General features: G+C 61.1%; 15 protein-coding genes and 1 tRNA gene. 15 read left to right on the plus strand and 1 reads right to left on the minus strand.

Features of this window, described 5'->3' with window-relative positions:
• Positions 1 to 27 precede the first annotated feature (27 nt).
• The 9 genes from AC07OO_RS06000 (at position 28) to asnB (ending at position 10,495) form a co-directional block, all read left to right on the plus strand.
• Positions 28 to 1,191 carry an FAD-dependent monooxygenase gene (locus AC07OO_RS06000; protein ID WP_495081139.1) on the plus strand — a complete coding sequence of 388 codons (1,164 nt, stop codon included), beginning with the start codon at positions 28 to 30 and terminating at the stop codon, positions 1,189 to 1,191.
• A 26-nt stretch (positions 1,192 to 1,217) separates the two neighbouring features.
• Complete coding sequence (locus tag AC07OO_RS06005; RefSeq protein ID WP_495081140.1) at positions 1,218 to 1,937, plus strand: DsbC family protein; 720 nt, start codon at positions 1,218 to 1,220, stop codon at positions 1,935 to 1,937.
• Positions 1,938 to 1,948: 11 nt separating this feature from the next.
• Positions 1,949 to 3,820, plus strand: coding sequence for a M61 family metallopeptidase (locus AC07OO_RS06010; RefSeq protein WP_495081141.1), 1,872 nt, complete (start codon positions 1,949 to 1,951; stop codon positions 3,818 to 3,820).
• Between the two features lie 45 nt (positions 3,821 to 3,865).
• Positions 3,866 to 4,645: an enoyl-CoA hydratase gene (locus tag AC07OO_RS06015; protein ID WP_495081142.1), complete on the plus strand. Its 780-nt coding sequence runs from the start codon at positions 3,866 to 3,868 to the stop codon at positions 4,643 to 4,645.
• Between the two features lie 61 nt (positions 4,646 to 4,706).
• A tRNA-Met gene (locus AC07OO_RS06020) sits at positions 4,707 to 4,783 on the plus strand.
• A gap of 220 nt (positions 4,784 to 5,003) precedes the next feature.
• The gene (locus AC07OO_RS06025) at positions 5,004 to 5,906 is read left to right on the plus strand and encodes a hypothetical protein (protein ID WP_495081143.1); all 903 of its coding nucleotides are present in this window, start codon (positions 5,004 to 5,006) and stop codon (positions 5,904 to 5,906) included.
• Between the two features lie 223 nt (positions 5,907 to 6,129).
• Entirely contained in the window at positions 6,130 to 6,588 is a 459-nt protein-coding gene (locus AC07OO_RS06030; RefSeq protein WP_495081144.1) for a hypothetical protein, read from the plus strand.
• Between the two features lie 108 nt (positions 6,589 to 6,696).
• The gene (miaB, locus tag AC07OO_RS06035; protein ID WP_495081145.1) at positions 6,697 to 8,043 is read left to right on the plus strand and encodes a tRNA (N6-isopentenyl adenosine(37)-C2)-methylthiotransferase MiaB; all 1,347 of its coding nucleotides are present in this window, start codon (positions 6,697 to 6,699) and stop codon (positions 8,041 to 8,043) included.
• 52 nt (positions 8,044 to 8,095) lie between these two features.
• Positions 8,096 to 10,495, plus strand: coding sequence for an asparagine synthase (glutamine-hydrolyzing) (asnB, locus tag AC07OO_RS06040; protein ID WP_495081146.1), 2,400 nt, complete (start codon positions 8,096 to 8,098; stop codon positions 10,493 to 10,495).
• A 124-nt stretch (positions 10,496 to 10,619) separates the two neighbouring features.
• On the opposite strand, the gene ffh is transcribed toward asnB, so the two are convergent.
• Entirely contained in the window at positions 10,620 to 11,987 is a 1,368-nt protein-coding gene (gene ffh, locus AC07OO_RS06045) for a signal recognition particle protein (protein WP_495081147.1), read from the minus strand.
• Positions 11,988 to 12,029: 42 nt separating this feature from the next.
• Between ffh and AC07OO_RS06050 the strand changes: the two genes are divergently transcribed.
• From AC07OO_RS06050 to AC07OO_RS06075, 6 genes are all read left to right on the plus strand, one after another.
• Positions 12,030 to 12,833: a cytochrome C assembly family protein gene (locus tag AC07OO_RS06050; protein WP_495081148.1), complete on the plus strand. Its 804-nt coding sequence runs from the start codon at positions 12,030 to 12,032 to the stop codon at positions 12,831 to 12,833.
• The gene (locus tag AC07OO_RS06055) at positions 12,830 to 13,057 is read left to right on the plus strand and encodes a PP0621 family protein (RefSeq protein ID WP_495081149.1); all 228 of its coding nucleotides are present in this window, start codon (positions 12,830 to 12,832) and stop codon (positions 13,055 to 13,057) included. Before AC07OO_RS06050 ends, AC07OO_RS06055 begins: the two co-directional genes overlap by 4 nt.
• A gap of 2 nt (positions 13,058 to 13,059) precedes the next feature.
• On the plus strand, positions 13,060 to 14,817 hold the full coding sequence (locus tag AC07OO_RS06060; protein WP_495081150.1) for a two-component system sensor histidine kinase NtrB: 1,758 nt from the start codon (positions 13,060 to 13,062) through the stop codon (positions 14,815 to 14,817).
• Positions 14,796 to 16,289: a sigma-54-dependent transcriptional regulator gene (locus AC07OO_RS06065; protein WP_495081151.1), complete on the plus strand. Its 1,494-nt coding sequence runs from the start codon at positions 14,796 to 14,798 to the stop codon at positions 16,287 to 16,289. Before AC07OO_RS06060 ends, AC07OO_RS06065 begins: the two co-directional genes overlap by 22 nt.
• Positions 16,290 to 16,305: 16 nt before the next feature.
• Positions 16,306 to 16,887: a 1,6-anhydro-N-acetylmuramyl-L-alanine amidase AmpD gene (gene ampD, locus AC07OO_RS06070; protein ID WP_495081152.1), complete on the plus strand. Its 582-nt coding sequence runs from the start codon at positions 16,306 to 16,308 to the stop codon at positions 16,885 to 16,887.
• Positions 16,888 to 17,297: 410 nt separating this feature from the next.
• Positions 17,298 to 20,222: a ribonucleoside-diphosphate reductase subunit alpha gene (locus AC07OO_RS06075; RefSeq protein ID WP_495081153.1), complete on the plus strand. Its 2,925-nt coding sequence runs from the start codon at positions 17,298 to 17,300 to the stop codon at positions 20,220 to 20,222.
• Positions 20,223 to 20,280: the final 58 nt, after the last annotated feature.

Below are 20,280 nucleotides of genomic sequence, written 5' to 3' on the forward strand. Positions count from 1 at the left end.
GACACCGGCTTCTACAATCGCCCCACCATGACAAGACCCTTTGATATCTGCATCCGGGGCGCGGGCATCGTCGGGCGCACACTGGCCCTGCATCTGGCGGCCAAGCAATTGCGAGTCGCCCTGGTCGCCCCGGCGGGCCCATACCCCGCCCAAAGCGCCGATGCCGCCACCGATGTCAGAGCCTATGCCTTGAACCAGGCGTCTCGCCAACTGCTGGAGGCCGTGCGCTGCTGGCCTGCGCCGCAGGACGCCACGGCGGTTCTGTCCATGCAGGTGCATGGCGACGATGGCGGCGAGGTGGCGTTTGATGCCGCCCAGAGTGCAGCCGAGGCGCTGAACTGGATCGTCGACGTACCCGTGCTGGAGGCCCGCTTGGCCGAGGCCGTGCGCTTCCAACCCCTGATCGACGTGGTGGATGCCCCAAAACCCGCCGCACTGACCGTGGTCTGCGAAGGCAAGGCCAGCCAGACACGCCAGGAATGGGGCGTGGAGTGGGACGCAACCCCCTACGACCAGTGGGCGCTGGCCGCCCGCGTGCGCTGCGAAAAAGGGCATGCCCAGGTTGCCCGCCAATGGTTCAACCACCAAGGGGAAATTCTGGCTTTTTTGCCGTTGGGCGGTGCCGACGGGAACTTGTGCGCGATTGTCTGGTCTGTCAGCCCTGAGCGTGCGCAAACCCTGCAGGCCATGGATGAGGCGGATTTCTGCCAGGCGCTGGAAACCAGCAGCCACGGTGTGCTGGGTGCGCCTGCATTGACCAGCCCGCGCAAGGTTTGGCCTTTGCAACAGGCGCAGGCACGCCGTTGGTGTGGAGTGTCGGCGCAGGGTGCATGGGTGTTGGCCGGTGACGCGGCTCATACCGTGCACCCCCTGGCCGGTCAGGGTTTGAATATGGGTCTGGCCGATGTGGCCGAACTGGTGGCGGTGGTCACCGGCCGGGCGTATTGGCGCAGCGTGGGTGACCCGCGGTTGTTGCGCCAGTATGAGCGGGCGCGCAAGGCGGATTTTGCGGTGATGGGACAGGCCAATGATGTTTTGCAACGCCTATTCACCAACCGCCACCCGACGGTGCAAGCCATGCGCAACTGGGGCATGAACCGATTTGAGGCGAGTGGATTGATCAAACAGTGGGTTGCGCGGCGCGCCATGGGTGTGCTGGGCAAGACCCCAAATGGCAACAAGAACGGATGATGATGACAACGACGATGGGCTCTTCTATGAAACACCTGACACTGCAATCCCTGCTGGTCGGCACCGCCGCATTGGTTTTCGGCTCCGCCATGGCGCAAGAGGCGCAGATCCGCAAGAACATTGCGGAGCGCATGCCCGCTATCAAAAGCGTGGACGAGGTCAGCAAGACCCCGATTCCCGGCGTGTACGAACTGCGCATCAATGGCAGCGAGATTTTCTACACCGATGCCCAGGCCAACTACCTGATCGAAGGCAACATCATCGACGTGCGCGGCAAGCGCAACCTGACCGAGGAGCGCGTGAACAAGCTCACCGCCGTCAAGTTTGACGATCTGCCATTCAAGGATGCCTTCACCATCGTGCGCGGCAACGGCAAGCGCAAGATCGCCGTGTTTGAAGACCCCAATTGCGGCTACTGCAAACGCTTTGAGCGCGATCTGCAAAAGGTGGACAACGTCACGGTCTACATGTTCCTGTATCCCATACTCGGCGCCGATTCGGGCGACAAGTCCAAAGCCATCTGGTGCGCCAAAGACCCCAGTAAGGCTTGGCAAGACTGGATGGTGCGCGACCAGCCCGCTGCTATGGCCAATTGCGACACCGCCGCACTCACCCGCAATGCAGAGTTTGGCCGCCTGTACAAGATCACCGGCACCCCGACACTGTTCTTTGTGGATGGCACCCGGGTGCCCGGTGCAGTGGATGCGGCCCAGGTCGAGAAACTGCTGGCCGGTAGCAAGGGCTAAAACCGTTTCCTATGACCACAAAACGCCATCCATCGCCCTCCCCATCCAAGGCCACTCCCGCCATCCACTACCGGGTGGAACTGGCCAATCTGCAAGCCCACCTGTTTGCGGTCACCCTGACCATCGCTGCGCCGGCCGCGCGGCAGACCTTGCGTCTGCCGGTGTGGATACCGGGTAGCTACCTGGTGCGCGAATTTGCCAAGAATCTGCAGAACCTGCGCTGCCAACAGGGCACAAAAAGCGTGCCGGTCCAACAAGCCGACAAGGCCACCTGGGTTGTGGACTGCGCGCCCGGCCAGCCCCTGGTTGTGCACTACGAGGTCTACGCCTTCGACAACTCCGTGCGTACCGCCTGGCTGGACACCACCCGCGGCTTCTTCAACGGCACCAGCCTGTGCCTGCTGGTCCAAGGCCAGCAAGGCCTGCCCCATGAGCTGGAGCTGGTTGCTACTGATTCAGTAGCGCATTGGTCCGTAGCGACGGGGGCTAGCGCCCTGAAAGCCAATAAGCAAGGCTTTGGAACCTACCGCTGCGCCGACTACGACACGCTGGTGGACTGCCCCTTCGAGATGGGGCCGTTCTGGAGCGGCAGCTTCACCGCCTGCGGCATACCGCACCGATTCGTCGTAGCCGGCGCGCCACCCAGCTTTGACGGCGCCAAGTTGCTGGCCGATACCCAGGCCATCTGCGAAGCCGAGATCCGCTTCTGGCATGGCGACAACATCAAAAACCATAGCACCTCACGCAAGCAGGGCGAGGGGGCAATTCCGTTCAAGGAGTATGTCTTCATGCTGAATGCCGTCAGCGACGGTTATGGCGGCCTGGAGCACCGCAACTCCACCGCGCTGATCGCCAAGCGCTCCGACCTGCCCCGCCTGCCGCGCACCACGCTGGCACCTACCACGCACAAGCAGCCCGAGGGCTACACCACCCTCTTGGGGTTGATCAGCCATGAGTACTTCCACACCTGGAACGTCAAGCGCCTGCGGCCGGCCGAGCTGGCCACCTACGACTACACGCAAGAGAACTACACCGAACTGCTGTGGTTCTTTGAAGGCTTCACCAGCTACTACGACGACCTGTTGCTGCGCCGTGCCGCACTGATTGACAACGCGACCTACCTCAAGCTCATCACCAAGACCCTCAATGGCGTGGCCCAGGCGCCGGGGCGCAAGGTGCAAAGCGTGGCGCAGGCCAGCTTCGATGCCTGGATCAAGTACTACCGCCAGGACGAAAACACCGCCAACGCCACGATCAGCTACTACACCAAGGGCTCGCTGGTGGGCCTGTGCCTGGACCTGACGCTGCGCGCCGAGGGCAAGACCACGCTGGACGCGGTCATGCGCGCGCTGTGGACCCGCTGCCAGGGTGGGCCCATGAGCGAGCAAGACCTGCTGGCCGTGCTGACCGAACTGGGTGGGCGCTCCTTCGCAGCCGACATCGCCCGCTGGGTGCATGGCACGGCCGACCTGCCGCTGGAGCCGCTGTTGGAGCGCCATGGCGTGCAAGTCCACCACGAGCCTGACCAGGTGGCCCAGCAATTGGGCCTGCGTGTCAAGGAAGGCGGCGGCCTCTTCATCCAGCAGGTGCTGCGGGGCGGCGTGGCCGAAAAAGCCGGCTTTGCCAGCGGCGACGAGTGGATTGCGGTGCAACCCAGCGACAGCGACGCCCACGGCTCCTGGCGCCTGCAGTCGCTGGACGAGTTCACGCTGTTTGCCGGCAACGCCAAGAAGGTGACGGCCATCGTCTCGCGCGACAAACGCCTGCAAAGCCTCACCTTGACGCTGCCCAAGGCCAGCCAGGCCGTGCGCCTGAGCGTGCGCGACGCCGCCCTGGTCGATGCCTGGCTAGGACCGCAAGTGGCCAAGGCTACGGCAAAATAGCCCCGGCCCCCTCCTGTTTCCCCTCCTAGCACCGATACCACCACCATGAACTACGAATGCATCACCACCCGTGTGGAAGGCGAGCAAGTCGCCATCATCACGCTGAACCGTCCCAAGGCCTTGAATGCGCTGAACGACCAGTTGATGGACGAGTTGGGCCACGCCCTGAAGGGCTTTGACGCCGACCCCGCAATTGGCTGCATGGTCATCACCGGCAGCGAAAAGGCCTTTGCCGCGGGCGCCGACATCACGGCCATGGCCAAGTTCAGCTTTGCCGATGCCTACAAAGGCGACTTCATCACCCGCAACTGGGAAACCATCCGCTCGATCCGCAAGCCAGTGATTGCCGCCGTCAGCGGTTTCGCGCTGGGCGGTGGCTGCGAACTCGCCATGATGTGCGATTTCATCATTGCGTCCGAAAACGCCCGTTTTGGCCAGCCTGAGATCAAGCTGGGCATCATTCCCGGCGCCGGCGGCACGCAGCGCCTGCCCCGCGCTGTCGGCAAGGCCAAGGCCATGGACCTGGCCCTGACCGGCCGCATGATGGACGCCGTGGAAGCTGAGCGTGCCGGTCTGGTCAGCCGCGTCGTGCCCCAGGACAAGTTGATGGACGAGGTTCTGGGCGCGGCGCTGGCGATTTGCAGCTTTTCGCAGATCGCAACCATGGCCGCCAAGGAATCGGTCAACCGCGCCTTTGAGGGCACGCTGGCCGACGGCATTGTGTTCGAGCGCCGCCTGTTCCACGCCCTCTTTGCCACACAAGACCAGAAAGAAGGCATGGACGCCTTCGTCAACAAGCGCAAAGCGGATTTCAAGCACCTGTAACAGCCCCTTAAACGGCGAATTCTCCACGCCATTTTTCGACTATGCTATACTCCTGCCCTTCGGTCGTATAGCTCAGTTGGTTAGAGCGCAGCATTCATAATGCTGATGTCGGTGGTTCAAGTCCACCTACGACCACCAGATTCAAGCCTTGTAGGCACTAGCCCAATACTATTCAATTCATAGTATTGGGCTTTTTTCTGAGGGCGCTTTTCTACCGGAGCCATTGGGAAATGGTTTTGCTCCGTGCAGTCAGCGCCAACCAGGGAAAGTCCATGCTCAAAGGAGTGCCTCAGAAACGAGGGGCTACTCCGGCACTCCTATTGCCGCTCAAACAAGCAATTTTTTTAGAAAAAGTTAAATGAAAGTTGTCACCATGGTTTTCGACAAAATTGCCCATATGTTTGCTAGCAGCAGCTGCAAGAGCCTTGAATCAATCACTGAATCTTGTGGCGCCAGGAGAATTGGCTCGGCAATTCTGCTTTGCTTTGCGCTATTGCCCATCCAGTCCAGTTGGGCAGGCATTAGCAATGTGGGAACCAATTACACGATTGACTGTGGTGGCGCGTTTGGCGTAGCAACTCGCTATTTGACAAACACGACAGCCTACACTGTGACGGTTGCGAATTGCCCATTTGGTGGTCAAAGCGTCTGGAGTGCAGGTAGCATGACGCAAACGGCAGCAAATACTTACACCGTTGCGGCAGGAACAATTGGAACGTTCTATAGCAAGGCGCTGGTTTTCCAGTCACCATATGTTCCCTCTGCCATATTCTCACAAGCGTTGTTGCCAACGTTACTACCAGGCATCACGGTCAGTAGGCAAACGGACACTGGCGTGACAACTGCAATGCTCAACGGTCAGACATATTCTGTACAGCCTGGCCCGGCGATTGTCGATCCCGTCACGCTCAGTAGCGCAATGCTGCAAGTGGGCAGCGATGGCTATTGGCACCTACGTGCTCCATTCCGAAGCAATGACTCGACCAATCAAGCTCTGTACCCCGCCTTCAATGATCCAGCGGCATTGCGTAGCGTTTTGTTAGGACTGGACCCTAACTCGACCTTTGCCGCCTTGAGTGATGGCACCGCTTCAATTGGGTACAACCAGCAGACCTATACGCTTGTGCCAGACTTTACATTGAGTGCCGTTCCTGCAAATCGCGTCGGACAACTTTGGTGGCAGGATGGCCCAGCGCATTTTTGGGTGGCATCTCAGCAACAGAACATTGGGATGGCGCAAGGGTTCACCGTCAAACAATAGTCGCGAATCGTCTGAAGTGATACCGCGGATTCATCAACTGGTTAATTCGTAGTGCAGACTCAGCCATGGCTGCAGTCCTTTCAATGCGTTTTGGTCTATGAGGTTGGGGCGTGACCGCTCCCTGATTACGACATGGTGCTCATGGCAGATTTGCGATGCAAAGAGGCCTGGCGTTTTGGCCCTAAAATTGCACTCCCTTCTCAACAGCCTCTGGACATACACCATGAACCGCTGCATTGACCCTTCCTTCACAGCATCAGCCCGCAATTGGTGCGCTGCACTGATCACCAGCACGGTGTTGGCGTTTGCCACCGCTGCATCTGCTCAGCAGGCGGTACGCCCCTTCCCCGCCAATGCCCAGCGCGGCACCATGCAGGTCACCTACGCGCCGGAGCTGCTGATGAATGGTCAGCTAACGCGCTTGTCGCCCGGTGCCCGCATCCGCGGCACCAACAATATGCTGGTGCTATCGGGATCGCTTGCCGGTCAGACGCTGCTGGTGAACTATGTCCGCGACCCGCAAGGCTTGGTCCACGAAGTCTGGATCCTGAACGACACCGAGGCCCAGCAGGCCATGCCAGGCGCCACCACACCGTCCAACTACACCACCGACGCGACCACCGCGTCCGGCGAGGCCGGCAGCAGGGTCAGCACACCCCCGACCTCCACCGCCCAGCCCTGAACGGTCAACGGGTTCCAGCCCAAGCGGTCCACTGCCAATGTGGACGCTAGCCCTCGTCGTAATTGCATGAGGCGCTATTGAATTCATAGTATTTCCGGAGTATTGCGCATGAGCAAGAAAGTATTCATCAAGACCTTTGGCTGCCAGATGAACGAGTACGACTCGGACAAGATGGCCGACGTGCTGGGTGCCGCCCAGGGCTACACCCCCACGCAGAACGTGGACGAGGCCGATCTGATTCTGTTCAACACCTGCTCGGTGCGCGAGAAGGCACAAGAGAAAGTGTTCTCCGACCTGGGCCGCGTGCGCCACCTGGCGAAAAAGGGTGTGCTGATCGGCGTCGGCGGTTGCGTCGCCAGCCAGGAGGGGGCCGAGATCATCAAGCGCGCGCCGTTTGTGGACGTGGTGTTTGGCCCGCAGACTCTGCACCGTTTGCCTGAGATGCTCAACGCGCGCAAGGCGCAGAACAAGTCGCAGGTCGACATCAGCTTCCCTGAGATCGAAAAGTTTGACCACCTGCCCCCCGCCAAGGTGGAGGGCGCATCGGCCTTTGTGTCCATCATGGAAGGCTGCAACAAGTACTGCAGCTACTGCGTCGTGCCCTACACCCGCGGCACCGAGATCAACCGCCCGTTCGAGGATGTGCTGGTGGAGGTGGCGGGCTTGGCTGACCAGGGCGTCAAGGAAATCACGCTCTTGGGCCAGAACGTCAACGCCTGGCGTCACACGATGGGTGGGACCGCGGAAGAGGCTGACTTTGCGACGCTGCTGGAATACGTGGCCGACATTCCCGGCATCGAGCGCATCCGCTTCACGACCAGCCACCCCAACGAGTTCACGCCCTCGCTGATCGCGGCCTACGACAAGATTCCCAAGCTGGTCAGCCACCTGCACCTGCCGGTGCAGCACGGTAGCGACAAGATCCTGATGGCCATGAAGCGCGGTTACACCGCCATGGAGTACAAAAGCACGGTGCGCAAGCTGCGCGCCATCCGGCCGGACATGGCGATGAGCTCGGATTTCATCGTCGGCTTCCCCGGTGAGACCGAGGACGACTTCAACAAGATGATGAAGCTGATCGACGACATCGGCTTTGACAACAGCTTCAGCTTCATCTTCAGCCCTCGCCCCGGCACGCCGGCCGCCAACCTGCACGACGACACGCCGCACGAGGTCAAGCTGCGCCGCCTGCAGCACCTGCAGGGCGTCATCAACGCCAACATCACCCGCATCTCCGAAAGCCGCCTGGGCACGGTGCAACGCATTCTGGTGGAAGGCACCTCCAAGCGCGATGCCGGTGAGCTGATGGGCCGCACCGAATGCAACCGTGTGGTAAATTTTGCCGGACAGCCGCGTCTGGTCGGGCAACTGGTGGATGTGCGGATTACCGAGACGCGCAGTTACACACTCCGGGGTGAAGTGCTGACAACCGAAACCCTGGCCGTGACGGGCTGATTCAGCTAGCCAGATCCACAACCAGCACCAAGAAGAGGGCCATCGCAACACCATGTGCGGCTTCGCGGGATTCATTGCTTACGGCGGCACAGGTCTCGACGACCAGCAGCGCCGGCAGATTCTCGAGTCCATGGGCAAGGTGCTGGCCCCGCGCGGCCCGGACGACCAGCAGTTCTGCGACGACGGTGTGCTGTCGCTGGTCTTCAGACGCTTGACCATCGTCGGCACGGCCGAAGACCGTCAACCCATTCACAGCGAAAGCCAGCAGCACCTGCTGGTCTGCAATGGCGAGATCTACAACCACACCGAGCTGCGCAGCGCCCTTGGCAGCCGGCACCGATTCGCTACCCAGTCCGACTGCGAAGTACTACTGCATGCCTATGAGGAATGGGGCCCTAGGGCCCTGGATTCCGTGCGCGGCATGTTCGCCATGGCCCTATGGGACCGGCAACACCAAAGGCTGTTCCTCGCCCGGGATAGGCTGGGAATCAAACCCCTGTATGTCTGCGAGCTGCCATCCGGCCTGCTATTCGGCTCCGAACTGAAGGCCCTGCTGGCGCACCCACAATGCCCGCGCCAAACCGACTGGTCCGCCTTGCAGACAGACCCCATCGCCTTGCTCTCCACACCGAGCTATGTGAAGGGTATCGAGTTTTTGGCCGGAGGAAGCTACTTGCTGGCGCAACGGGATTGTCGGCCAGTCGTGAAGAAATACTGGCGATTGGAAGACCACATCGGAACCGAAAAGTGTGGCACCAATGCGCAGCCATACCGCCTGGCATACGACCAGCTGATTGAAGAAGCGACCATTGAACACCTGCAAGGCCAGGGCCCGGTCGGCATACACCTCAGTGGAGGGCTGGACTCGGCCTTGCTGACCGCCATCGTGGGCAAGGCTCAGCATGACGCCATGTGTTTCACCGTGGTGAAACGCACCACCTACCTGGCGGGTGATGTCCAGGCCGCCAAACGCATTGCCGCCGACTTTGGCCTGCCCTGGCACCCTGTACTGTTCCACTACAAGGATCTGCTGGACACCATGGGGTTCAGCCTGGAGAAGCTGGAGCAATCGGTCTGGGCCATGGACTCACCGCTGTTCGACATCGAGTGGCTGATCAAGACCGAGCTGAATCGCAAGATTCGCACGCAGCAACCGGGTATGAAAATACTGCTGCTGGGCCAAGGCGCGGACGAGTTCGCCGGTGGGTATTCACGGCGCGTGGACCAGCCCTACCAAAGCTGGGAGCAATACCTGTCACAAGAGGTCGTGCCCACCATAGCCACGCATTTCCGCTCGCTGGACCCTGTGCCGGGGCACCACACAGTATTCAGCGGCAAGCACCCACCCGCTGCGCAGGCTGCACCCTACCACCAGTGGATGAAGCTGATGGTCCGGCAACTCCAGCACCACAATTTGTGGCACGAAGACCGGACCAGCTCCATGTTCGGCATGGAGGCCCGTGTGCCATTCCTGGACCACCGCATCGTCGAATTGCTGGCCTCGGTCCCCGCCCATCTGCATGCCGAATTGTTCTGGAACAAGCAGATCGTCCGGGATTGCATGCAGGCGCGCGCCCCCCATTACGATCTGACGCGCCAAAAGGTCGGCTTCTGCTGGACCAACGATTCCCGCAGCGTGGAGATGATCATCCACGGCATGGCCTGCCGGGTCAGCAAGGACTTTGAAGAGAAGTATGTTGGCGCCCCTGGCTTCCCGTTCGACCGGGACGAAACAATGGCCATGATACGCAAGGTGGTCAACCGCGACCCAGGCTTCTTCACCGAAAGCCTGGTCTTGCTGTCGCGCATCACCAGCACCATTTTTCACAGCTTGCACACGGGTGCCAAAGCCCATGCACCCGATACACACAAGCAGCACACGCCTTCGCAGTTGGTCGTCGTGCGCGAGAGCCAGTGGGGGGTGTTGCAAGCGCAGCTGGAGGCCGAACCTGTCATGCTTTTCGCCTGGCAAGAGGGTCACTGCATTTGCCTACCGCTGGGTACGACCATAGACAAGCGGAACGCAGCCTCGGGAGAAACCACTTGCAGTCTGGTGTTGAACGGCAGCACACTGTCCGAAATCGCTTACTCGGCTGCTGCTACCTGGATCGACGGTTTCTTTGAGCAACTCCAGCACCCGGCCTCCCAGGCGCGCACCGTGGGCGAATGGTGTGAAACATTGGGCGTCGGCATGCCGCAACTGACAGAACTCTTGGGCACCCTGCTGCAATGCGGCTTCATCACGACACCGGTGCTGGCCAGCACGGCACCCGCCAAGACCCAACCGGAACAGGCTATGCAGCCTCTCCCACAAGAAGACGTGCAACGCAGCCCCCAGCCGCGCCGCTTTGCCAAGCCCTGGCTGCGCAGGCATGCGCTGGCGAAGTCCGCATCCCGACTGGCGATTGGCGGGTTCCTAGCGCTGGTCTGGATAGCCAACGGTATGGACTAGCGCCTCACCCTTTGGCGCGGACGTCTTGAGCAAACGCTTCCATATTCATAGCAAGATAACCTTATCTGGCGAGGGCTATCGAGCTATTTAACGAAGAAGGCTCATCAACAACCCTAAATTGGGGTTATTGGAACGGCATCTTGGGCATGCCCTTCATGCCCCCCAGGCGCTTCATCATCTTCATCATGCCACCGCCAGAGAATTTCTTCATCATGGTTTGCATCTGCTCAAACTCCTTGAGCATGCGGTTGACTTCCTGAACCTGCACACCAGCGCCTGCGGCGATGCGGCGTTTGCGGGTGGCCTTGATGAGATCGGGCTTGCGGCGCTCCAGCGGCGTCATGCTGTGGATGATGCCTTCCTTGCGCTTGATGTCTTTCTCGGCCCGGTCCATATCCACATTGCCAGCTTGGGCGGACATGGCCGCCGGCAGTTTGTCCATCAGGCTGGACAGGCCTCCCATTTGCTTCATCTGCTGGATCTGGGCCAGGAAGTCGTTCAAATCGAAGCCTGCGCCGCTCTTGACCTTGGCCGCCAGCTTTTGTGCCGCGGCGATGTCCACGCCGGCCGTAACCTGCTCCACCAGGGCCACGATGTCGCCCATGCCCAGAATGCGCCCGGCGTGACGCTCGGCATCGAACACTTCCAAGCCATCGAGCTTTTCACTGGTGCCGGCAAATTTGATGGGCGCTCCAGTGATCTGGCGCACCGACAGGGCAGCGCCACCGCGCGAATCGCCGTCGAGCTTGGTCAGGATGATGCCGGTCAGCGGCAAGGCCTCCTTGAAGGCTTTGGCGGTGTTGACCGCGTCCTGGCCTTGCATGGCGTCGACGACGAACAAAGTCTCCACCGGGTTCAACGCGGCATGCAGATCCTTGATCTCGGCCATCAAGGCTTCGTCAATCGCCAATCGGCCGGCGGTATCGACCAGCAGCACGTCGAAAAAGTGCTTGCGTGCATAGTCCAGCGCCGCACGGCCGATGTCGACCGGCTTCTGGTCCGGCGTGCTGGGGAACCATTCGGCACCAGCCTGCGCCGTCACCGTCTTCAGCTGTTCAATGGCGGCCGGACGGTAGACGTCGCCCGACACCGTCAACACTTTCTTCTTGCGCTTTTCAATCAGGTGCTTGGCGAGCTTGGCCGAGGTGGTGGTCTTACCGGCCCCCTGCAGACCGGCCATCAAAATCACGGCGGGCGGCTGGGCGGCCAGGTTGATGTCGCTGACGCCCTCGCCCATGGTGGCGGCCAGTTCCTTGCTAACGATGCTGACCAACACCTGGCCGGGCTGCAGCGAGCCCAATACCTCCTGGCCCATGGCCTTGTCCTTGACGCGGGCAATGAAGTCACGCACGACGGGCAGGGCTACGTCGGCCTCCAGCAGGGCCATGCGCACTTCGCGCAACATGTCAGTGACATTGGCCTCGGTGATGCGGGCCTGGCCTCGCATTTCCTTGACGAGGCGGGATAGTTTGTCGGAGAGAGCTGAGGCCATGGATGATTACCGGTGCAGAAAGCAAAACGCTAAACTGTACCTATGATTTTAACCAGTGCGCCCCCTGCGAGCCTGATCCTGTCGGTTTTGGCCGCCATTGCCTATGGCTGGCCAGCCGTGCGCACCGCACAGGTCAACGAACATGCGGCGCGGATTTGGGTCGCTGCAGCCTGGCTGATGCATGGTGCCGTACTGGCCATCACGCTGCTGGGCGAACACCCCCATTTCGGCTTTGCCCCCGCGATGTCGGTTACCGCCTGGCTGGTCGCCGCCATCTATGCTGTGGAGAGCCAGATATTCCCGCAACTGCCGACCCGCTGGACACTGGGCGTGGTCGGAGCTGCGGCGGTGCTGGCCGCCTTTTTCTTCCCCGGCGGTCCTATGCCGGTGACCGCATCGGCTTGGTTGGCCGTTCACCTGGCATTTGGCATCGCTTGCTATGGCCTGTTTGGCATCGCGGTGGTCCATGCCTGGTTCATGACCCGGGCCGAGGCCCGCATCCGCCACGCCCAGGACCCTAATAGCGGCTTGCCGCTGTTAACACTGGAGCGCCTCACCTACCGCTTCGTCGGTGCGGGCTTTGTGCTGCTCAGCGCCACGCTGCTGGCGGGTGTATTGTTTGGCGAAACCCTGTATGGCCATGGCCATGCTTGGCGCTGGGACCATAAGACCGTGTTCTCCACGCTGGCCTGGTTCACATTTGCGATGTTGCTGATAGGGCGTTCCGCCTTTGGTTGGCGTGGCAAGCGGGCCGTCAACGTCTTGTATGTGGGTTCTGTTTTTCTGCTGCTGGCCTATGTGGGCTCGCGCTTTGTGCTGGAAATCATCCTGGGCCGCACGCCATGAGGTTTCTGCTCGTATTTCTGGTGCTGCTGGTATTGGCTTGGCGTTGGCGTACCTGGCGCGAAGCGGTGCAGCAGGAAAAGCTGGATAGACACAGAACCACGCCCACAACCACCCACACACTGGTCTGCCACCATTGCGGCGTACACATACCCGCGCCTGAAGCGGTTGCCGGCAAGCTGGGCACCTATTGCAGCCCCGCCCATCGCTTGTTGCAGGAGCCTTGAAAATGGGGCTCAACCAGACCGCGCCGTCCTGGTTCGATCCGAACGCAGCAGATGGGCAATCCCCGCCGAGCGACGACAACCATGACATAGCGCGCCAATGGCAGGGCTTCATGACAGCCCGCCTGGTCTTGGGCGTGGTGCTGGTCAGTCTTCAAACCGCCTTGTATGTAACCGGCACAGCGCATGGCAACTCGCAGACTTTGATCAGTGCCGCCTACTTGGTAGGGGCCGCGGCTGGCAAATTGTTGATTCGGCCGCAACCCTTGGGTCAAAGCTTCAACCATGTCTGGGGCGCTCTGGTCGGTTTGGATTTGCTGACCTTCTCAGCACTGCAGATGCTGCAGGTCAGCAGCGGCACCAGCATCAACTACACGCCGTTGTTCGCACTGCCCATCCTGGTCGCCTCGGTGCTGGGCTCACTGCGCCTGGCCCTGGGCACCGCGGCCGGCATCACGGTTCTGATGCTGGTGGACGCGCTGTTGTCCTACCTCAAAGGCCCCACCGACGCCACGCCGTATTTCGCCCAACCGGCACTGGGCGGTGTGGGTTATTTCGCAATTGCCTGGCTGTCCAACCAATTGTCGACCCGCCTGGCCAACGAAGGGCAGCGCGCACGGCAAAGCGACATGGTCGCCACGCTGCAACGCCAGGTCAATGAATTGGTCATCGAATCCTTGCCCGACGGCGTCCTTGTTGTCGACGAACGTGCTTGCGTGCGGGCGGCCAACCCCGCAGCCCGGCAGTTGCTGGGCTCCCAGCAAGCCCTGCGCGCAATGGTTTTTGACCTGAGCGACGAGGTCGGATGGCGCCCCTTGCTCAACCTGACGCGTCTGTGCATGGGCACGGGCCATGGCCAGGAAGAAGACGTCACGATTCGCCACGGCAATGAAGGCCCGCGCCGCGTACATGCCCGCGCGCGCCTGGCCGCCCACCAAGGCCTGGCCGGGCCCGTACTGTGTGTGCTCTTCCTGCAAGACCAGCGGGAGCTGGAGGCCCGCGTTCGCACCGAACGCCTGGCCGGCATGGGGCGCCTGTCCACCGCGGTGGCCCACGAGATACGCAACCCGCTATCGGCCATCACCCAGGCCAATGCACTGTTGGAAGAAGACGTTACCGACCCCCGTCTGAAGAAGCTCACGACCCTGGTGAGCCAAAACGCCAAGCGGTTGGAAAAAATCGTCAATGACATCCTGAACATCTCCCGCGTGCAGCCCTATGACCCCAACTACCTGGTGCCCACGGTGCCATTGGATACGTCCACGCACCGCATCTGCAGCGAATGGTCGGCCCAGACCGGAAGCCAACTGCGGTTAACGCTGCACGCTGGCGACCCGAGCGTAGGTGTGCGTTTTGACACCGAACACCTGCGTCGCGTCCTGGTCAATCTGCTAGACAATGCACGCCGCTATACCGAAGACCAGACCGATGCCATCCAGGTCTTTCCGGGGGTGGGCGATGCGCGGCACGCGACCATCTCCATCTGGAGCGATTCGGCGCCCATGGACCAATCGGTGGAGCGGCATTTGTTCGAGCCGTTTTTCTCGTCCGATAGCCGGTCCAGCGGTTTGGGCCTCTACATTTGCCGAGAACTGTGCGAGCGCCACGATGCCACTCTGGTCTACCAGCGCACCGTGCGGGATGCGCGCGGTCAACCCACCGAAGGCAACGAGTTTGTCGTTACATTCAGGCGTGCAGAATCCCCGGATAATCCGCCATTGGCAGAAACGACGACCACCCCATGGCAACCCACGCTGTACTGAACAAAGCCCAGATCCTGGTCATCGACGATGAGCCTGATCTGCGCACCTTGTATGAATTGACGCTGCTGCGCGAAGGTTACCGCGTGGACACGGCTGGCAGCGTGCAGGAGGCTTTGCGCCTGATCAACGAACAGCGCTTTGACGTGGTCATCACCGATATGCGCCTGCCAGATGGCCTCGGCACTGAAATACTGGCGCATATGAAGGCCTTGCACCGCCCGGAACGCAGCATCGTCATCACGGCCCATGGTTCTGCTGAAAACGCCGTGGAGTCGCTGAAAGCGGGTGCCTTTGATTACCTCACCAAGCCGGTGGACCTGAAGCAGTTCCGCACGGCCATTGCGTCGGCCGTGCAGGGCTCGGCAGTACCCAAAACCGGCCCCGCCCGGCGCGCTACCGACGCCCGGCTCGCCGATCCCGGCACCACCAATGGCCGCGGCCCGTTGGCACTGGCCAAGCTGGCCGGTGATTCGGCAGCGATGCGCAGCGTCAAGGATCGCATCGTCAAGGTGGCGCGCAGCATGGCGCCGGTGCTGATACGCGGCGAGTCCGGTACCGGCAAAGAGCTGGTGGCCAGTGCCTTGCATGCCACCAGCCACCGCGCGGCTGGCCCTTGGGTCGCGGTCAATTGCAGCGCCATCCCGGAGAACCTGCTGGAGGCTGAGTTTTTTGGGGCCAAGAAAGGTGCCTATACCGGCTCCGTTCAGGACCGCGAAGGTTTTTTCCAGGCTGCCAAAGGCGGCACGCTGTTTCTTGACGAGATTGGCGACCTGCCCTTGGCCATGCAATCCAAACTGCTGCGCGCCATACAGGAGCGCTGCGTACGGCCAGTAGGCTCCAACCAGGAAGAGACCGTGGACGTCCGTATCGTCAGTGCGACCCACAAGGACCTGCCGGCCGAGGTAGCCGCAGGGCGCTTCCGCCAAGACCTTTTCTACCGGCTCAATGTCATCGACATCGTCATCCCGCCGCTGCGCGAGCGCAGCGAAGATTTGCCGGCCCTGTGCACGGCACTGCTGGCGCGGATTGCCGAAGAGTCCCAAATGGCCGTACCCGAATTGGCCCCGGGCAGCATGGAGCGATTGGCGCGGCTGCCCCTGCAAGGCAATGTGCGAGAGCTGGAAAACCTGCTGCACCGCGCCGTGGCGCTGTGCGACGGCGATACCCTGCAGCTGGACGATTTGCAATCGGGCGGCGGCAGTAGTCCTGTACTACCGGTCGAGCAGGCCACCGCCTTGGCTGAGCCAACGCAAGCGACCCATCCTTTGGCGCACCACGACATCATCTTGCCGACGGACCTGCAGAGCCATCTGGATCAACAGGAACGCGAAATCCTGGTCAAGAGCCTGAAAGAAACCAACTTCAATCGGACCTTGGCGGCCTCCCGCCTGGGTCTGAGTCTGCGCCAGATCCGCTACCGCATTGCGCGGCTGAAGATCGACGTCCCCCGCGACGACAGCCCCGATGAGTGACATGGGCGGTGGTGCAATGCACGCCGAAGCCTGGCCCCGTGGTCGCTGCCCATTTGCCCACTGGTTAGCCTCGCCGAATTTCGGCCCCAGACCTGCACAGGCGCAGATCGATTTACTCGTGCTTCACTCCATCAGCTTGCCGCCGGGCGTTTACGGCGGCCGGCAAGTGCAAGACCTCTTCACCAATCAGTTGGATTGGAATGCCCACCCCTATTTCAAGCAGATAGAAGGCTTGCAGGTGTCTGCCCACTTCTATGTGCGGCGCGACGGCCAGATCTGGCAATTTGTCAGCTGCGACGACCGCGCCTGGCATGCAGGTGCGTCCCAATACCGCGGTCGTTCCAACTGCAATGACGACTCCATCGGCATCGAGTTGGAGGGCTTGGAAGGGGAGTCTTTTGAGACAGCGCAGTACCAAGCCTTGGCCACGCTGTGCCCGGCACTGATGCAACGCTATCCGATTACCCACATCGCCGGGCATGAGCACATCGCGCCAGGCCGCAAAGCCGACCCGGGTCCCGGCTTCGATTGGATTTTGTTACAAAAATCTCTGGGGCTTGGAGATCAGTATTTTCCCGAAGGCGTAATGCAAAAGTAGGCGCGTTTGCGTCCAGTGTGCCGTCAGCATTCGCACAGCAAACCAGGCTTGCACAGATAAGTGGGCTGTTCGCACCGCGCGCAGCCATGCGGCCTTTGCGGCCAAATACGCCGGCAAGCCGCGTCAGCGCTGGCTTGATCAACACACAGCGCGATTCGACAAGGCCTGCGCGGCGGCGCGCCTTCGGCCATGTAATGCGCGCTGCCATCTGCTGCCATGCAGCACTTTTTGCGCGCCGCCGCCCGTTTGCCCGGTCAAGCCCGGGTACACTACCGGTAGTGGCTTGCAAGCACCGCACACCCTATATATAGTGTGCCCTGTCTCTACCGTCCTTTCGAACACTTCATACCCAAAGTCGGTCGCCGTGCCTTGCAAAGCCCAAGAAAAATAGCCATTTAGACGAGGAATACATGCAATCCGTTTCAAGCACCAGCACACACGCCCCCTCCGCCATGCTGTCCACACACAGCGATTCGGCGGCCGAAGGCAGCAGCGTCAACCACCTGGCCCATTACCAGATCATCCGCCGCAATGGCGCAGTTGTGCCTTTCGAGCCCAACAAGATTGCGGTGGCCATGATGAAGGCCTTCCTGGCTGTGCATGGCACCCAGGGTGCCGCGTCCGCCAGTGTGCGTGAAGTGGTCGAAGCCCTGACGCAGCAGGTCATCCGCGCGCTGGTACGCTCACGCCCCGGCGGCGGCACCTTCCATATTGAAGATGTCCAAGACCATGCCGAGTTGGGACTGATGCGTGGTGGCCACCATGAGATTGCACGGGCCTATGTCTTGTACCGCGAGCGCCGTGCCCAGGAGCGCGCCAAGCAAGTAGCCGATGTGGCGCCACAGACGCCTGTGCTACACGCCACCGAGGCCGGCCAGCGCGTGGTGCTGGATCTGAATCAACTCAAGAGCCGCATTGAAACCGCCTGCTCAGGCTTGGGGCAAGACGTCAAGGCCGAGCCCATTCTGGCCGAGACCATGCGCAACCTGTACGACGGCGTGCCCATGGACGAGGTGTACAAGGCGTCCATCCTGGCTGCCCGCACACTGATCGAAAAAGACCCCGACTACACCTACGCCACAGCACGTTTGCTGTTCCACACGATTTCACGCGAAGTACTGGGTCGCGACGTCGCGCCCGGCGAGATGGCCGCAGCCTATACCGATTACTTCCCCGGATTCATCAAACGCGGCATCAATGCCGAGTTGCTGGACGAGCGCCTGGCGCAATTCGACCTGCCGCGCCTGGGCGCAGCGCTGAAGCCCGAGCGCGACATGCAGTTTGACTACCTGGGCTTGCAAACCCTGTATGACCGCTACTTCCTGCACGAGGGCAAGACCCGCATCGAGATGCCGCAGGCCTTCTTCATGCGCGTGGCCATGGGCCTTTCGCTGAACGAGATCGACCGCGAAGCCCGCGCCATCGAGTTCTACGAAGTGCTGTCCCGCTTCGACTTCATGTCCAGCACGCCCACGCTGTTCAACAGCGGCACCCGCCGCTCGCAGCTCTCCAGCTGCTACCTGACCACGGTGCCTGATGACCTGGACGGCATCTACGAATCCATCAAGGAAAACGCGCTGCTGTCCAAGTTTGCTGGCGGCCTGGGTAATGACTGGACCCGCGTGCGGGCACTGGGTTCCCACATCAAGGGGACCAACGGCGAATCGCAAGGCGTAGTGCCCTTCCTGAAAGTCGTCAATGACACGGCCGTGGCCGTCAACCAGGGTGGCAAGCGCAAGGGCGCGGTCTGCACCTACCTGGAAACCTGGCACCTGGACATTGAAGAGTTCCTGGAGCTGCGCAAGAACACCGGCGATGACCGCCGCCGCACGCACGACATGAACACCGCAAACTGGATCCCCGATCTGTTCATGCGCCGTGTGATGGAGAAAGGCACATGGACGCTGTTCTCGCCCTCCAATGTGCCGGATCTGCACGACCTGTTTGGCGCCGACTTCGAAAAAGCCTATGTAGCCTACGAAGAGAAGGCCGCGCGCGGCGAGATCAAGCCCGCCCGCACCCTCCAGGCCACCGACCTGTGGCGCAAGATGCTGACCATGCTGTTCGAAACCGGCCATCCATGGATCACGTTCAAGGACGCCTGCAATGTGCGCTCGCCCCAGCAGCACGCCGGCGTCGTCCACTCCAGCAACCTGTGCACCGAGATCACGCTCAACACCTCGGACAGCGAAACCGCCGTCTGCAACCTGGGTTCGGTCAACCTGCGCCAGCACTTGAAAGAGGGCAAGCTGGACCACGACAAGCTCAAGCGCACCATCGCCACGGCCATGCGCATGCTGGACAACGTCATCGACATCAACTACTACGCGGTCAAGAAGGCACGCGACTCCAATATGCGCCACCGCCCGGTAGGCCTGGGTGTCATGGCCTTCCAGGACAGCCTGTACGAATTGCGCATTCCCTATGCCAGCGAAACCGCCGTGCAGTTTGCCGATGAGTCCATGGAAGCCATTTGCTACTACGCCTACTGGGCGTCGACCGAACTGGCCAAGGAGCGTGGCAAGTACTCCACCTTCAAGGGCTCGCTGTGGGACAAGGGCGTGCTGCCGTTGGACACGCTGGAGATGTTGTCCAGCGCGCGCGGCGGCTATGTCGAAGTGGACCGCTCTTCCACGCTGGACTGGGAAGCCCTGCGCAAGAAGATTGCACAGGACGGCATGCGCAACTCCAACTGCGTGGCCATTGCGCCCACCGCCACCATCTCCAACATCATTGGTGTCGACGCGTCCATCGAACCCAGCTTCGGCAACTTGTCGGTCAAGTCCAACCTGTCCGGCGAGTTCACGGTCATCAACGGCTACCTGGTCAAGGACCTGAAACGTCTGGGTCTGTGGGACGACGTGATGGTGATGGACCTGAAACACTTCGACGGTTCACTCGGCCCCATCGACCGCGTGCCCTCCGACGTCAAGCAGCTCTACGCCACCGCATTCGAAGTCGAGACGCAATGGCTGGTAGAGGCCGCGGCACGCCGCCAGAAGTGGATTGACCAGGCGCAGTCGTTGAACATCTACATGGCAGGTGCATCGGGCAAGAAGCTCGACGAGACCTACAAGCTCGCCTGGCTGCGCGGCCTGAAGACCACCTACTACCTGCGCACGATGTCGGCCACACACGCAGAGAAATCGACCGTCACTGCGGGCAAGATGAATGCCGTTTCCTCAGGCAACGATGCCAAGGGCTCGGTGCGTACATCCAGTGCCTTGGAGGCTGCGGCCGCTGCTGCACAGATGCAAATGGAGATGGCCACCAACGCGGCAACTGACATCAAATTTTGTGGCGTCGACGATCCAACATGCGAGTCTTGCCAGTAAAACTGACGCACACATCGCATGTGATGCGATGCTATTGAGCAACACATATTTGCAGTGA

This window comes from Rhodoferax sp. GW821-FHT07G04 (genome assembly GCF_059418585.1).